12 protein-coding genes are annotated in these 14,046 nt (G+C 62.3%); 3 read left to right on the top strand and 9 right to left on the bottom strand.

Going from position 1 to position 14,046, the window contains the following annotated elements:
• From HBO10_RS27120 to HBO10_RS27095, 6 genes are all read right to left on the bottom strand, one after another.
• A partial coding sequence (locus HBO10_RS27120; protein WP_169922171.1) for an ATP-binding cassette domain-containing protein occupies nt 1-538 on the bottom strand: 538 nt, incomplete at its 3' end.
• The gene (locus HBO10_RS27115; RefSeq protein ID WP_169922170.1) at nt 535-1,539 is read right to left on the bottom strand and encodes a substrate-binding domain-containing protein; all 1,005 of its coding nucleotides are present in this window, start codon (nt 1,537-1,539) and stop codon (nt 535-537) included. The genes HBO10_RS27120 and HBO10_RS27115, both read right to left, overlap by 4 nt.
• A gap of 169 nt (nt 1,540-1,708) precedes the next feature.
• On the bottom strand, nt 1,709-2,572 hold the full coding sequence (locus HBO10_RS27110; protein ID WP_034126742.1) for an SMP-30/gluconolactonase/LRE family protein: 864 nt from the start codon (nt 2,570-2,572) through the stop codon (nt 1,709-1,711).
• Nucleotides 2,573-2,588: 16 nt separating this feature from the next.
• The gene (locus tag HBO10_RS27105; RefSeq protein WP_034126741.1) at nt 2,589-4,169 is read right to left on the bottom strand and encodes an aldehyde dehydrogenase (NADP(+)); all 1,581 of its coding nucleotides are present in this window, start codon (nt 4,167-4,169) and stop codon (nt 2,589-2,591) included.
• Between the two features lie 10 nt (nt 4,170-4,179).
• Nucleotides 4,180-5,172: an AraD1 family protein gene (araD1, locus tag HBO10_RS27100; RefSeq protein ID WP_034126740.1), complete on the bottom strand. Its 993-nt coding sequence runs from the start codon at nt 5,170-5,172 to the stop codon at nt 4,180-4,182.
• Between the two features lie 16 nt (nt 5,173-5,188).
• Nucleotides 5,189-6,511, bottom strand: a complete 1,323-nt coding sequence (locus HBO10_RS27095; RefSeq protein WP_003190554.1) for an MFS transporter — start codon at nt 6,509-6,511, stop codon at nt 5,189-5,191.
• Between the two features lie 191 nt (nt 6,512-6,702).
• Between HBO10_RS27095 and HBO10_RS27090 the strand changes: the two genes are divergently transcribed.
• On the top strand, nt 6,703-8,439 hold the full coding sequence (locus tag HBO10_RS27090; protein WP_019817288.1) for an IlvD/Edd family dehydratase: 1,737 nt from the start codon (nt 6,703-6,705) through the stop codon (nt 8,437-8,439).
• Between the two features lie 48 nt (nt 8,440-8,487).
• Nucleotides 8,488-9,210 (top strand): FadR/GntR family transcriptional regulator, encoded by a 723-nt coding sequence (locus HBO10_RS27085; protein ID WP_034126739.1) that lies wholly within the window; start codon nt 8,488-8,490, stop codon nt 9,208-9,210.
• A gap of 7 nt (nt 9,211-9,217) precedes the next feature.
• Here the strand turns inward: HBO10_RS27085 and HBO10_RS27080 are convergent, their stop codons facing one another.
• The 3 genes from HBO10_RS27080 to HBO10_RS27070 all read right to left on the bottom strand — a co-directional run bounded on the left by HBO10_RS27080 (nt 9,218) and on the right by HBO10_RS27070 (nt 13,605).
• A complete protein-coding gene (locus HBO10_RS27080) occupies nt 9,218-9,817 on the bottom strand; it encodes a hypothetical protein (RefSeq protein ID WP_034126738.1) in 600 nt (199 codons plus the stop codon).
• A 361-nt stretch (nt 9,818-10,178) separates the two neighbouring features.
• A complete protein-coding gene (locus HBO10_RS27075; RefSeq protein WP_169922169.1) occupies nt 10,179-12,308 on the bottom strand; it encodes a TonB-dependent siderophore receptor in 2,130 nt (709 codons plus the stop codon).
• Nucleotides 12,309-12,513: 205 nt separating this feature from the next.
• A complete protein-coding gene (locus HBO10_RS27070; RefSeq protein WP_014718067.1) occupies nt 12,514-13,605 on the bottom strand; it encodes an NADH:flavin oxidoreductase/NADH oxidase in 1,092 nt (363 codons plus the stop codon).
• Nucleotides 13,606-13,695: 90 nt separating this feature from the next.
• On the opposite strand from HBO10_RS27070, the gene HBO10_RS27065 reads away from it, so the two are divergent.
• Entirely contained in the window at nt 13,696-13,995 is a 300-nt protein-coding gene (locus HBO10_RS27065; RefSeq protein ID WP_003190545.1) for a helix-turn-helix domain-containing protein, read from the top strand.
• The last annotated feature ends 51 nt before the right edge of the window (nt 13,996-14,046 follow it).

Raw genomic sequence — 14,046 nt, 5'->3', positions numbered from 1 at the left:
AGCGGTCGATTTCCCGCGCCGAGAGGCTACTGGTCGGCTCGTCAAAGGCGATCACATGGGCGCCACGGGACAGCGCCTTGGCGATTTCCACCAATTGGCGCTGGCCCAGGGACAGGCGCCCGAGTTTTTCGTCGGGGTCGATTTCATCGGCCAGGCCCTTGAGGCAGGCCAGGGCCTGCTTGCGCAGCAGGCTCCGGTTGACCACGCCAAAGCGCGTGGGCAAATGCCCGAGGAACAGGTTCTCGGCCACGCTCATTTCCGGCACCAGATGCAGCTCCTGGTGAATCACCGCCACACCGCTGGCGATGCTGTCGGCGGCGCATTTGAAGGCCATGGTCTGCGCGCCGATCTGCACCGTACCGCTGGACGGAATGTAGGCGCCGCCGAGGATTTTCAGCAGGGTCGACTTGCCGGCGCCGTTCTCACCCATCAGCGCGTGCACCTGCCCCGGGTGGGCGGTGAAGCAAATGCCATCCAGCGCCTTGACCCCGGGAAAGGTCTTGCCGATGCCTTCAAACCGCAGGGCCGAAGCGGTCATTTCCACAGCCCGATCTTGGTCAGTTCCGCCTGGAAGTTTTCACGGGTAATCAGCGTCACTTCGTCCATAGCCGTGTATTTCGGCGGCTCGGTGCCCTGGGTAACCCACTCGTACATCATCTCAGCGGTTTTGTAGCCTTCAATGTGCGGGCTGGGCAGCATCGAGCCGAAGAAGCCGCTGTTGGCTTTCTTCAATTCGCCGATGGCGTCGGTGCCATTGATGCCGATACCAATCACATTGGCTGCGGCGAAACCGGCACTTTCGGTGGCGCGCACGCCGCCGAGCACGGTGTTGTCGTTCATGCCGCCGATGATCAGGTTCTTCGCGCTACCCGGCAGCTTGACCAGTGCCGAGTTGGTGGCGTCCATGCTGCCTGGCACGTCGAGGGTTTTCAGCGGGGCGGTGAGGATGTGATCTTTAGGAATGCCAGCCTCTTCCAGCGACTTGATCGAGCCGTCGGTGCGCTTCTTGCCGGTGTCGAGCTCGTTGAAGGTGTTGATCACCGCGTAGGTGTCCTTCCAGTCCCAACCACGTTTTTTCGCTTCGGCGGCCATGGCGGCGCCCTGCTTCTGGCCTACCTCAAACGCGGCCATGCCCAGGTACGGCACGTCTTCCATGAAGTTGCCCTTGGCATCGACAAAGCGATCATCCACGGCCATCACTTTCAAACCGTTGACCTTGGCCTTGGCAACGATGGCCGGGCCCAGGGACACGTCCGGCGGGCAGATCACGAAACCTTTGGCGCCGTTGGCGGCCAGGCTGTCGATGGCCGAGAGGGTTTTCTCGCCGTCCGGCACCGCGATCTTGATGAGTTTGAAGCCTTTGTCCTGGGCGGCTTTTTCCGCAAACGCCCACTCCGTCTGGAACCAGGGCTCTTCGGCCTGCTTGACCAAGAAACCGATTTTCACTTCTTCAGCGGCCAGCAACAGGCCGCTCAAGCTCACGGCCGAGACCGCCACAGCGGCGCAGCACAGGGAACGCAAACCACGACGACGATTCATAGGGGTGACTCCTTGTTGTTGTTGTTTTTCAATGTTCGTTTTGTGTACGGGTACTGTTGTGGCGAGGGAGCTTGCTCCCGCTGGGGTGCGCAGCGCCCCCCAAAAAAAGCCGGCTCCAGCTGCGCTGTCGAACGGGAGCAAGCTCCCTCGCCACAACAGCGCGTTTGGTTTATCCGGCGAAGCGGTGACAGGGCTTGCCTGGCACATCGACCTCAATGGCCAATACCGCACCATCAAGGGGGTGATCCAAGGGACTCGCCGCGCTGGTGATGTACAGCGTGGTGAGCTCGGGCCCACCGAACACGCAACTGGTGGGACGGCTGACCGGTAGTTCGATGATGCGATCCACCTCACCTGAAGGCGTTAGCCGCAGCAGGCAACTGCCGTCCCAGCGCGCGTTCCAGATGTAGCCGTCGGCGTCCATGGCCGAGCCATCCGGGCCGCCGCGTGTGTGCGGCCCGAACCAGGCCTGGGCGGCGCCGAGTTGGCCGTCAGCCTGGATCGAATGCTGATAGAGCGTACCGTCCATGCTGTCGCCGAAATGCACCTGGCTGCCCGCCTCGTTCCAAAGCAAGGTGTTGGGAATGCCCAGGCCCGCCAACAACGGCGTGACCCGCGCATCGGCATCGATGCGAAACAAGCCACCGGAGCGTCGGGTAATCGGCAGGTCTTCGCCCTGCTCGCCTATGTTGTTCTGCATGGTGCCCAACCACAGCCGGCCCTGGGCATCGCAGCGTGCTTCATTGCCGCGGTTGCCCGTTTGCGGGTCGGCTACGCACAGCAGGGTCAAGGCTTCGGTGGCCAGGTCCAGGCGATACACACCGCTGCTCAAGGTCACCAGCGCATCACCGCTTTGACAGGGGATGAACGCCGAGACGTGCTCAGGCAATTGCCACACCTGCAACTGCCCCCCCATCAGACGCAGCGCCTGGCGGGCGGCGATATCCACCCAATACAGGGCCTGGGTCGGTACATCCCAGAACGGCCCTTCGCCCAACCGGGCACGGTGCGGGGTGACTGCGCTCAACGACATGAAGCCTCCTGATCAGTTACAGCGATTCGCGCGATGGCGTGCCATTTACCAGGCGCTGAATACGCAAGGGGTTAGCGTTTTTCAACGCGTCGGGCAGCAGGCTATCAGGGTAGTTCTGGAAGCACACCGGGCGCAGGAAACGGTCGATGGCCAGCGTGCCGACCGAGGTGCCACGGGCGTCGGAAGTCGCCGGGTACGGCCCGCCGTGAACCATGGAATCGCACACCTCCACGCCAGTGGGGTAACCGTTGAGCAGGATGCGCCCGACTTTCTGTTCCAGCAGCGGCGTGAGTTCGGCGAACTGGTGCAGGTCGGTCGGTTCGCCGATTAGCGTGGCGGTCAATTGCCCGTGCAGCCCCTGCAGGGCGGCGCTGAGTTGGGCCTGATCGGCCACTTCGACGAACACCGTGGTGGGGCCGAACACTTCCTCTTGCAGCACTTCGTCGCCGTCAATCAACAGACGTACATCCGCCTTGAACAGTTGCGGTTGCGCCTGGTTGCCCGATTGCGCACTGCCCGCCAGATGCTGGATGCCCGGGTGAGACCGGAGTTTTCCCAGGCCCTTGCCGTAGCTGCCCAGGGTGCCGGCATTCAGCATGGTTTGCGCCGGTTGCTCGCCGATCAATTGCGCGACCTGCTGAGTGAACGCGGTGAACGCAGGCGAAGCGATACCGATCACCAGGCCTGGGTTGGTGCAGAACTGGCCGCAGCCTTGTACCACCGACGCGGTCAGGTCACGGGCAATGCTTTCAGCGCGGGCTTGCAGCGCCTGGGGCAGCACGATCACGGGGTTGATGCTCGACATCTCGGCAAATACCGGGATCGGTTGCGGGCGCGCCGCGGCCATGTCGCAGAGGGCGCGGCCGCCTTTGAGCGAGCCGGTAAAGCCTACCGCCTGGATCGCCGGATGCTTGACCAGCGCCTCACCGACGCCGCCGCCAAAGATCATATTGAACACGCCGGCCGGCATCTCGGTGGCCTCGGCGGCGCGAATGATCGCATCGGCCACGCGCTCGGCGGTCGCCATGTGGCCGCTGTGGGCCTTGAACACCACCGGGCAACCGGCGGCCAATGCAGCCGCCGTGTCACCGCCGGCGGTGGAGAATGCCAGGGGGAAGTTACTGGCACCAAAGACCGCCACCGGGCCGAGGCCGATGCGGTATTGGCGCAGGTCCGGGCGCGGCAACGGCTGGCGCTCTGGCAGGGCCTTGTCGATACGCGCGCCGTAAAAGTCACCGCGGCGCAGCACGGTGGCGAACAAACGCATCTGGCCGCTGGTGCGCCCGCGTTCGCCTTTGATGCGTGCGGCCGGCAAGGCGGTTTCGCGGCAGACCAGTTCGACGAAGTCATCGCCCAAGGCGTCCAGCTCATCGGCCACCGCATCCAGAAACTGCGCACGTCGTGCGGCGCTCAAGGCGCGATAGGCCGGGTACGCCTGGGCCGCGGCCTGGGCGGCGGCGTCCACTTCCTGGGCGGTGGCCTGGTAGAAATCCTGGGGCAAGGCTTCGCCGGTGGTGGCGTCGATGCTTTGCAGCTTGATGCTGCCGTTGGCGCTGCGCTGGCCGCCGATGTAGTTGTGGCCGAGGAACGGGGTCATGTTGATCTCCTTAAAGGGGGGTGACTTGGCCGGGTTCAAATGCCGCATCGCTGCTGCCGATACCGTTGATCAACGGCGCGCCGAATTCAGCCTGGCTGATCTCGAACACATCGCCCGGCTGGGTACGTATACCGTCGGCGAATGACAAGGTGGCGGTGCCGAAGAAGTGAATGTGCACATCGCCCGGCTTGAGGAACTGGCTGTATTTGAAGTGGTGGTATTCGAGGTTTTCCAGGCTGTGGCACATATTGGCCTCGCCACTGAGGAATTCGTTCTGCCAGATCACCTCGCCGTTGCGCAGGATGCGGCTGGTGCCCGCCAGATGCTCGGGCAGTTCGCCCACGCGCAACTCCGGGCCATAGCTGCAACTGCGCAGCTTGGAATGGGCCAGGTACAGGTAGTTCTTGCGCTCCATCACATGGTCGGAGAACTCGTTGCCCACCGCAAAGCCCAGGCGATAGGGTTTACGGTCATGGCCGATCACATAGAGGCCGCCTATTTCCGGCTCTTCGCCGGCGTCTTCGGCGAACGGCGGCACCGGGAAGGCCTGGCCCGGGCGCACGACGATGCTGCCATCGCCTTTGTAAAACCACTCCGGTTGCACACCGGCCTGGCCAGCACCTGGTTTGCCGCCCTCCACGCCCCATTTGAAGATGCGCATGGTGTCGGTCATCGCGCTGTCGTCGCCGGCCTGCTGGTGCATCTTGTCGCGGGCCGAGGCACTGCCCAGGTGGGTGAGGCCAGTGCCGCTGATCAGCATATGGGCCGGGTCCGGATGGTCCAGCGGCGGCAGGATTTTGTGTTCCGCCAACAAGGCGGCGTAGTCATGGCTGGCGCCCAGGCCGAGGGCTTCTACCTGTTGCTGCAACTTGCCGCCGGCATCGATGGCGGCCAGCGCGAGTTCACGCACGCTGTGGGCGCCGCGCACTTCGCGTACCTGGTTGCCTTCTACCACGCCGACGCGGCGCTCACCGTTGCTCAACTCGAACTGAACTAAACGCATGCAGGTTCTCCTGGATTTAAGTACGTGTGGCGCCACGGGCGCTGGCGGCGAATTGGTCGACGGGCAGCACGTGCTTGCGTTCCAACAAGCGGTAGACCACGAGGGTCAGCAGCAAGCCGAACACCATCACACCGGATAAGAAATACAAGCCTGAGGCCAGGTTGCCGGTGTACTCCTTGAGCGCACCGATCACGAACGGGCCGATATAGCCGCCGAGGTTGCCCACCGAGTTGATCAAGGCAATACCGGCCGCCGCACTGGCGCCGGCAAAGAAGCGCCCCGGCAGGGTCCAGAACACGGCGGTGCAGGAAAACATGGCAAACGCCGCCAGGCACAGTGCGGCCATTTGCAGCACTGGCACCGTGAGCCAGGCACTGCAGAACAGGCCGATGGCGCCCAGTACATAGAGCACGGCGAGATGGCCGTAACGGTCGTTCAAGCGGTCGGAACTGCGCGGGATGATCAACAGGCCGATGATGCCGAAGATATAGGGCACGGCGGAGATGAAGCCGGTGGTGAGGTCGCTGCCGCCAAACTGCTTGATCAGGGTCGGCAGCCACAAGCCGAGGCCGTAGATGCTCAGGGTCACCGGCAGGTAGAACAGCGCCAGCAGCAACACGCGCTTGTCCTTGAGCGCATGCAAGGGGTTGCCATGGCGCGTCTGGCCGTAGGCTTGCAGGTCTTTGTGCAGCTCGCCGGTGAGCCAGGCTTTTTCTTCCTCGCTCATCCAGTTGACCTTCTGGGGGCCGTCCGGCAGGTAACGCAGCACCGGCCAGGTCAGCAGGATCGCCGGGGTGCCGATCACGATGAACAGCCACTGCCAGCCATGCAGGCCAAGGATGCCGTCCATGCCGAGCAAACCGCCGGACACCGGGCCGGTGATCATCATTGCAATAGGTTGGGAGAGGATGAACAGCCCGAGGATCTTGCCGCGATGGCGCACCGGGAACCACTGGGTGATGTAGTACAGCACGCCGGGAAAGAAGCCCGCCTCCGCCGCGCCCAGCAGAAAACGCATCACATAGAAGCTGTGCGGCCCCTGCACGAAGGCCATGCCGATGGTGATGGCGCCCCAGGTGATCATGATGCGCGCAAACCAGCGCCGCGCGCCGAAGCGGTCGAGCATCAGGTTGCTGGGAATTTCAAACAGGAAATAGCCAATGAAGAACAACCCGGCACCGAGGCCATAGGCGGCGTCACCGATGCCCACGTCAGCGCCCATGTGCAGCTTGGCGAACCCTACGGCGGAACGGTCCACGTAGGCGATCAGGTACAGCAGGATCAGGAAGGGAATCAGTTTCAGCGTGATGCGCCGAATAAGCCGCAGTTCCTGGCTCATGGGGTCGATCTCCGATTGTTGTTTTTATAGAAGCTCGGGGGACGCCTCTGACGAAATCCGCCAGGGCCATACCTCAGTTAAGACCGACTATATAGTATGACTATTTGCAAAACAACACTTCCAAAGCGGCGATTTTGCGCTTATGTTTAAGCACGCATAGAACATATAGTCATACAATAAGAGAATCGATCATGCCTGACAAAAAGCCCGGCCTACGCTCTGCCCAGTGGTTCGGTACCGCCGACAAGAACGGTTTCATGTACCGCAGTTGGATGAAGAACCAAGGCATTGCCGACCATCAGTTCCATGGCAAGCCGATCATCGGCATCTGTAACACTTGGTCGGAGCTGACCCCGTGCAATGCGCACTTCCGCCAGATCGCCGAGCACGTCAAGCGTGGCGTGATCGAGGCCGGTGGCTTCCCGGTGGAGTTCCCGGTGTTTTCCAATGGCGAATCCAACCTGCGCCCTACCGCCATGCTCACGCGCAACCTGGCGAGCATGGATGTGGAAGAAGCGATTCGCGGCAATCCGATTGACGGTGTGGTGCTGCTGACCGGCTGCGACAAGACCACCCCGGCGCTGCTGATGGGCGCGGCCAGTTGTGATGTGCCGGCCATCGTCGTCACCGGCGGACCGATGCTCAACGGCAAGCACAAGGGCCAGGACATCGGCTCGGGGACGGTGGTGTGGCAGCTCAGCGAACAGGTCAAGGCCGGCACCATCACCCTGGATGACTTCCTCGCGGCCGAGGGCGGCATGTCGCGTTCGGCGGGCACCTGCAACACCATGGGCACGGCCTCGACCATGGCCTGCATGGCCGAGGCGCTGGGCACTTCCCTGCCCCACAACGCGGCGATTCCGGCGGTGGATGCACGCCGCTATGTATTGGCGCACATGTCGGGCATGCGCGCCGTGGAGATGGTGCGTGAAGACTTGAAGCTGTCGAAGATCCTCACCAAGGAGGCGTTCGAAAACGCTATCCGCGTGAACGCGGCCATCGGCGGCTCGACCAACGCCGTGATCCACTTGAAAGCCATCGCTGGGCGCATCGGCGTCGAACTCGACCTGGATGACTGGACCCGCATCGGCCGCGGCATGCCGACCATCGTCGACCTGCAGCCCTCCGGACGCTTTCTGATGGAAGAGTTCTACTACGCCGGCGGCCTGCCCGCGGTGCTGCGTCGCCTGGGTGAGGCCAACCTGATCCCCCACCCGAACGCCTTGACGGTCAACGGCAAGTCCCTGGGCGAGAACACCCAGGATTCGCCGATCTACGGCCAGGACGAAGTGATCCGCACCCTGGACAACCCGATCCGCGCCGACGGCGGCATCTGCGTGCTGCGTGGCAACCTCGCGCCCCTGGGCGCGGTGCTCAAGCCTTCGGCAGCGAGCCCCGAACTGATGCAACACCGTGGCCGCGCCGTGGTGTTCGAGAACTTCGACATGTACAAGGCACGCATCAACGACCCGGAGCTGGACGTGGATGCCAACTCGATCCTGGTCATGAAGAACTGCGGCCCCAAGGGTTACCCCGGCATGGCCGAAGTCGGCAACATGGGCCTGCCTGCCAAGCTGCTGGCCCAGGGCGTGACGGACATGGTGCGCATTTCCGATGCGCGCATGAGCGGCACCGCCTACGGCACCGTGGTGTTGCACGTGGCACCGGAAGCCGCCGCCGGCGGGCCGTTGGCGACAGTGAAGGAAGGTGACTGGATCGAACTCGATTGCGCCAATGGCCGCCTGCACCTGGACATTCCAGATGCCGAGCTGGCAGCGCGCATGGCCGACCTGCCCCCCGCGCAGAACCTCATTGTCGGCGGCTATCGCCAGCTGTACATCGACCATGTGTTGCAGGCCGACCAAGGCTGTGACTTTGACTTCCTGGTGGGCTGTCGCGGGGCAGAAGTCCCACGGCATTCCCACTAATTGGGATGCTATGATGCGGCGAATCTAAGCCAGAGCCTCCCCGTCGTTATGGATCACCAGCCGCCCAAGCCGCGCAAGAGCCAGCATGCCCAGATCGTTCAGGACTTGGGCATGCACATCGTTTCCGGTCGCTTCAAGCCTGAAGAACGCTTGCCCATGGAAGCCACGCTGTGCGAGGAATACCAGGTCAGCCGCTCGGTATTGCGCGAAGCCACGCGGGTGCTCAGCGCCAAGGGCCTGGTGTACTCCAAGCCACGGGTGGGCGCGGTGGTACGGCCACGCTTGAAATGGCACCTGCTCGACCCGGACGTGCTGTCCTGGTTGATGCAGTCCACGCCCCACAGCGAGTTTTTCAACACCCTGGCCGGGGTGCGCCGCATTCTCGAACCGGAAATCGCCGCCATGGCCGCGACCACCGCCACAGACGAAGACATCGCCACCATCGAACAAGCCTACCAAGGCATGGAAACCGCCAAGACCCACGAGGACCTGTTACAGGCCGACCTGGACTTCCACCGCGCGATTGCCGACGCCACCCGCAACGACCTGCTCGCCTATATGTGCAACATGCTCTCGCTGCCGTTGCGCGAGTCGATCAACATCACCAACCGCCGTCCGGATATCCAGGGCCTGAGTCTGCCTCGGCACAAAGCGATCCTCACTGCGATCCAGAACCGCGACGCCCTGGGTGCGCGGCATGCGTCGCTGGTGCAACTGGATGACACGCGGGTGGCGCTGGATACGGTGATGAACGTGTTGACGCCGTTGTGAGCCCGCGTCATTCCTGACTGTTATTGTTGGCCCTGGGGCAGGTGTTATCGCCCTCTTTTTTCAGCGCCAGCACGGCCTGGCGCTCGGACAGCAAGTGAGTGATGGCGCCGCCGATCGCAGCGGAAATCAACGCCAAGGCTTCTTTAGGCAGATTGATCGCCGCCCAGGTCAACCCACCGATCAGCAAGATGACAAACAGGATATTGAAACGTGACACGCCGAGTTTTATCGAGCGGACGATATCGGACGTGTCCTGCATTTTCTCGAAGCGTTTAAGGTCTTCGAACTTGCGCACCGATTCCAGGGTTTCCAGGTAATGGGTTTCGGCCCGCTTCAATTTCTTGATCACATCGGCTTCGAGCATGACCTCCTCTATCTCGATCCTGACCAGGCTGATATTGGCGCCTGGACGGCCTAGAATTTCCGAACTCAGCGAACTTTCGGCCAGCTCGGCCAGCAGATAGGTATAGGAGGTTTCGCTGATCTCCTTGGCATATTTTTGCAAGGCTGACGTGTAGCACTTGGTGGCGTATCGGGTGAACAGACGCTCGGCATCGTTGGTCTTTTTGATCAGGTCTTCAGCTTTCTCGATCAGTTCCCGTTCCATTTTTAATATCCCTATTAAGCGTGGCTTCGAAAAGCAATGAGCGCCGACCGCTGCGCTGGCACGTTACGAGCAAACATCCCTCGATCGCCCGCCAGTGTCTACTGTCAAACCTGACAGGTGAAGCTGATGCAGGCCCCAGTGGCCAGGGAGCTTGCTCCCGCGACGGCCTGCCAGCCGACGCATATCCACCTGACGCGCCGCATTCCAAATGTGGGGTGTCAGGTAGAGAAGTGTCGGCTGTCAGGCCGTCATCGCAGGCAAGCCAGCTCCCACAGTTGGAACGCGTAGCGTCAGGTAGATACGGGCCGTTGCGGGAGCAATCTCTCTCGCCACCGGCCCTGCGTGGTACCGCAGCTGTTCATCACAGGGTGTAGGCGATGCCCACCTGCACGGTACGCGGTGCGCCGGGGTAGGCGTAGATATTGCCGAACGCGCCTTCTTCATATTCACGGTTGAACAGGTTCTTCACATCCAGGTTCAAGCGCACACGCTCATTGACCTTGTAGTAACCGAGCAGGTCGACCACGGTATAGGCGTCCATGGAGAATGCCGTATTGGCGGTCTGGCCGGCGCGTTGGTCGACGTACTTGCCGCCGGCGCCCAGGCCCAGGCCTTTGAGCGCGCCGTCCTGGAACTCGTAGACGTTGAGCAGGCTGAAACTGTTGCGCGGGATGTTCATCAAGCGCGTGCCGGAGCGCAACGTGTTATCACGGGTAACTTCCGCATCTACGTAAGCGTAGCCGCCGATCACGCGCCATTCGGGCGTGAGGTTGCCTGCCACATTGAGGTCGAAGCCCCGACTGCGCACCTGGCCGGCCGCGACACTGAAGGTATTGTCCACGGGATCGGTGGTCAGCACGTTCTTCTTCTCAATCTGATAGATCGCCGCATCCACGCTCAACTGCCGGTCCAGCGCCTCCCACTTGATGCCCATCTCGTAGGACTTGCCTTTCTCCGGCGCAAAACCACCGCCTTCGCGGCTGGCGCCAGTGTTGGGCTTGAACGAACGCGCAGCATCGGCATAGACCGCGACGGTGTCGGTGAGGTCGTAGATTACACCCACGCGTGGGGTGACGGCGTTGTCGGCGGCCTGCCAGCTTTTACCAACATAGTTCTGGTAGTCATGCTCGAAACGCTCGAAGCGGGCACCGGCCAGTACTTTCAGACGTTCAGTGAGAGCAACCTGGTCCTGTACAAAAGCGGCGTAGGTCTTGAGGTTTTCTTTGTCGTGGGTCGGCGTACGGGTCAGTGCCGGACGGGGTTGACCGTACACCGGGTCAAAGATGTCAATGGGATAGGTACCCGCCGCGGCGCTGGAACGCTGGATAATCGACTTGTAGTCGTAGTCCTCGTACTCGATACCGGTGAGCAAGGTGTGATCAAACCCGCCGGTGGAGAAGTGCCCGGTCAGGTTGAGCTGATAGTCCTTGTCGGTCCATTCCAGCTTGCGGTAGTTGAAGTTGCGTTGCAGGGTGCGGCCATCAGCGCCCAGGCTGCCCGGCCCGTTGGCTTCGATGGCATTGCCTTTCAAACTGCCGTCCAACCAATGGAAACCGCCGCCCAGGGTCCAGTTGTCGCTCAGTGCATGCTCGAAACGCAACTGCGCCATGTTGTTGTCGTTGTGCAGCTTGCCGGCGTCCTTGTCGCCCCAGAACGTATCACGCGAGGGCGTGCCGCGCTGGTTGGGGAAGCGCGTCAGGCCGCGGTCCAGCGGGTGGTTGTTGCGCATGAAGTCGCCTTCGAAGGTCACCTTGGTGTCATCGGTGGCCTGCCAGGTGATTACCGGCGTCACACCGTAGCGTTCCGTCTCGACATGATCGCGGAAGGTGTCGCCGCCCTCGCCCACCACGTTCAGGCGATAGGCCAAGCGGCCTTCCTCGTCCAGCGGGCCGGAGGCATCCAGGGTGCCGCGCTTCATGCCCTGGTCATTGAGCTGGCTGCCCAGGGTGACGGTGCGTTCAGCCAGCGGCTGCTTGGACACCACGTTGAAGGTGCCGCCTGGGTCGCCACGGCCGTAGAGCATGGTCGCGGGGCCGCGCAGCACTTCCAGACGCTCGATGGTGTTGGCGTCCGGCATGTTCGGGTAACCGCGGTTGATCGGGAAACCGTTGCGGTAGAACTCACCGGTGGTGAAGCCGCGCACGGTAAAGGTGGTCAGGCCCTGGCCGCCAAAATTGTTGGCACGGCCGACGCCGCCGGCGTAATCGAGGGCATCCTGCAAGCGCGTTGCACCGAGGTCTTCGACCACGTCCTTGGACACTACGCTGATGGACTGCGGGGTTTCATGAATGGCGGTGTCGGTGCGCGTCGCACTGGCTGAGCGTGTGGCGTGGTAGCCCTGCACGGGGCCTTGGGCCGACTCAAGGTCCGCGGTGGCGGTGACATTGGTCGCTTGCAGCTCGATACTGGTGTTCTCGGCAGGCACCTGCTCTGCCCACGCGAAGGGGGAAAACGCCTGGAGCACACAGATGGAAATCAGGGTACGACGCATGGGTGTAAAACCTAGTGAATGAGCCAGATGGGACGGCAAACCTGCCAAGAATTCGCCGCGCATCATATATCAAGGCATTCTCGTTTGATATCGGTTCTCATTTGTTATTTTTCACGTATCTGCTGTGTCTCCAGTGGGTAACGCAAAAACCACAGGCGAAAAAAAGCCACTCAATCGAGTGGCTCATGCAACGCGCAGGCATACCTCAGCGATAGCGTTCCAGCCAGTGCGCGTAAGGCGCCGGCAAGGTCCAGGAGGACTTGTCCACGCCCAGTTCCTTGGCGGCAAAGTAGGCCCAGTGCGGGTCAGCCAAATGTGCGCGCCCCACCGAAACCAGGTCCAGGTGCCCGGCCTGCAGCGCGCCTTGCGCCAGTTGCGGCGTGCCGAAGCCCCAGGCCGAGGTCACCGGAATACCGGCTTCACGGCGTACACGCTCAGCAATCGGGCCCATGAAGGCCGGGCCCCATGGGATGTTGGTGTCAGGAATGGTAAAGCCGACGCTGACGCTCAGCAGGTCCAGGCCACCGTCCTTGAAACGGCGGGCCAGTTCGATGGACTCGGTGAGGGTCTGCTCATCACGGCCGTCGTATTCGATCACACCGAACCGGGCGGTGAGCGGCAGGTTTTCCGGCCAGACTTCACGCACCGCAGCCAGGGTTTCGAGGAGGAAGCGGCTGCGGTTGTCGAAGCTGCCACCGTAGGCATCGGTACGCTGGTTGGAGTGCTCGGAGAAAAAGCTCTGGCCCAGGTAGCCGTGGGCAAAGTGCAGCTCGATCCATTCAAAGCCGGCATCGCGAGCGCGGCGGGCCGCGTCGACGAAGTCCTGCTGCACGCGGGCAATGTCTTCCAGGGTCATGGCACGCGGTACGTTGGGCAAGTTGGCACCAAACGCGATGGCAGAGGGGGCGATGGTTTCCCAGCTACGGGCATCAGAGGCCGGGATGTGGTCATCACCTTCCCAGGGGCGATTGGCACTGGCTTTGCGACCGGCGTGGGCGATCTGAATGCCCGGCACCGAACCTGCGGCCTTGATGGCCTTGACCATGGGCACGAATGCCTGGGCATGGGCATCGCTCCAGATCCCGGCGCAGCCTGGGGTGATGCGTCCTTCAGGGGCGACCGCGGTGGCCTCGACCACCAGCAGGCCGGCACCGCCACGGGCCATGCCAGCCAGGTGGACGTGGTGCCAGTCGTTGACCATGCCGTCTTCGGCCATGTATTGGCACATCGGTGGGATAGCAATGCGATTGCGCAAGGTCACATCTTTGAGTTTGAACGGTTCGAACAAAGCCGACATTGAGAACTCCAGGAAGGGATGAGTGATTCGATAGTTCGATGGTAATCGAACTATGGTATTGAACGCTACCCCCCTGTTATGATCCGCCCCATGCGAGCCTTCAAACACCCTACCCCGCAAGAATTGACGCTTGAGCGTGTGCTGTACGCCTTGAGCGACCCCGTGCGCCTGGACATCGTGCGCTACCTGGCCAACGTGCCAGAGGCCACCTGTGGCGAACTCGACGGGGGGCGGCCCAAGTCCAGCATGTCCCATCACTTCCGGGTATTGCGCGATGCCGGCCTGGTGCACACCCGCAATGTGGGCACCACCCATATGAACTCGTTGCGCCGTGACGAGCTGGAAAGCCGCTTCCCTGGGTTGCTGGCGAGCGTGTTGTCACAGCACTAGACGCATAACTTCGGCGCGACGCCGGGCCTGTGGCGAGGGAGCTTGCTCCCG

Source organism: Pseudomonas sp. WS 5503, from assembly GCF_012985385.1.
In the GTDB taxonomy this organism is placed as follows: domain Bacteria; phylum Pseudomonadota; class Gammaproteobacteria; order Pseudomonadales; family Pseudomonadaceae; genus Aquipseudomonas; species Aquipseudomonas paracarnis.
This window is presented reverse-complemented; position numbering and strand designations above follow the sequence as displayed.

Bases quoted from the DNA above. Each gene is read 5' to 3' on its own strand.
- HBO10_RS27105 (WP_034126741.1), bottom strand. From the start codon at position 4,169: ATGACCCCGTTCCTCGGCCACAACTACATCGGCGGCCAGCGCAGCGCC.
- HBO10_RS27065 (WP_003190545.1), top strand. From the start codon at position 13,696: ATGCGAGCCTTCAAACACCCTACCCCGCAAGAATTGACGCTTGAGCGT.
- HBO10_RS27090 (WP_019817288.1), top strand. From the start codon at position 6,703: ATGCCTGACAAAAAGCCCGGCCTACGCTCTGCCCAGTGGTTCGGTACC.
- HBO10_RS27085 (WP_034126739.1), top strand. From the start codon at position 8,488: ATGGATCACCAGCCGCCCAAGCCGCGCAAGAGCCAGCATGCCCAGATC.
- HBO10_RS27110 (WP_034126742.1), bottom strand. From the start codon at position 2,572: ATGTCGTTGAGCGCAGTCACCCCGCACCGTGCCCGGTTGGGCGAAGGG.
- araD1 (WP_034126740.1), bottom strand. From the start codon at position 5,172: ATGCGTTTAGTTCAGTTCGAGTTGAGCAACGGTGAGCGCCGCGTCGGC.
- HBO10_RS27080 (WP_034126738.1), bottom strand. From the start codon at position 9,817: ATGGAACGGGAACTGATCGAGAAAGCTGAAGACCTGATCAAAAAGACC.
- HBO10_RS27075 (WP_169922169.1), bottom strand. From the start codon at position 12,308: ATGCGTCGTACCCTGATTTCCATCTGTGTGCTCCAGGCGTTTTCCCCC.
- HBO10_RS27070 (WP_014718067.1), bottom strand. From the start codon at position 13,605: ATGTCGGCTTTGTTCGAACCGTTCAAACTCAAAGATGTGACCTTGCGC.
- HBO10_RS27095 (WP_003190554.1), bottom strand. From the start codon at position 6,511: ATGAGCCAGGAACTGCGGCTTATTCGGCGCATCACGCTGAAACTGATT.
- HBO10_RS27115 (WP_169922170.1), bottom strand. From the start codon at position 1,539: ATGAATCGTCGTCGTGGTTTGCGTTCCCTGTGCTGCGCCGCTGTGGCG.